Raw genomic sequence first — 650 nt, 5'->3', positions numbered from 1 at the left:
CCATACTATGTGCGGCAATAATATAAGGAAGTACCGAGGGCGTACCGCCCCAAAATCTAAGTGTTTTAGCGTTATATTGAAAATGCGAAATATCAAACTCGAATGGGTTTTGATGTGAAAACCAGCCAACATCTTTTGGCTCACATTTCGTTATTTGCTTTGGATTTACCCATAAATAGGCCGCACCTGGCCCTCCGCATAGCCACTTCACACTTGAACCAATCATAAAGTCAGCATTTAACGCCGTTAGATAGACAGGGATAACCCCTGCCGATTGCGCCACATCAATTATTGAGAGTGTATTCGTGACTTTACTCAGCGCCACAATATCGTTTATGGGAGCTTGCACACCCGTATTAGAATAAACATGGCAAACAAAGACCCCATCAATCTCTGAAGTTAAATATCGCTGCCATACCTGTCTATCACTCAAGTCTTCATGCTCAGGGATGTAGCGTATTTTTGCACATTCAGGCAGTGCTTTTTGCATTACAAACCCCATACTGGGAAAATCAGCCTGCGCCATTAATACCGTACACTGTGGTTTATTAAATACGGGGTGTGACATAACCAATTTAGTTAAACCACTGGATAAATTAACCTGAGGACAAAATTGCTCACAAGGCGCATTAAACAGCTGCCCTAATGCC

1 protein-coding gene is annotated in these 650 nt (G+C 42.6%); it reads right to left on the bottom strand.

Annotated features, from left to right (window positions below):
• The coding region (locus PSH48_RS20710) for an aminotransferase class V-fold PLP-dependent enzyme (protein ID WP_273612292.1) at positions 1-650 on the bottom strand (650 nt) is incomplete at both ends.

This window comes from Pseudoalteromonas sp. Angola-4 (assembly GCF_028599265.1).
In the GTDB taxonomy this organism is placed as follows: Bacteria; Pseudomonadota; Gammaproteobacteria; order Enterobacterales; family Alteromonadaceae; genus Pseudoalteromonas; species Pseudoalteromonas atlantica.
The sequence above is the reverse complement of the archived record's forward strand: the minus strand, read 5'-3'. Positions and strand labels throughout refer to the sequence as shown.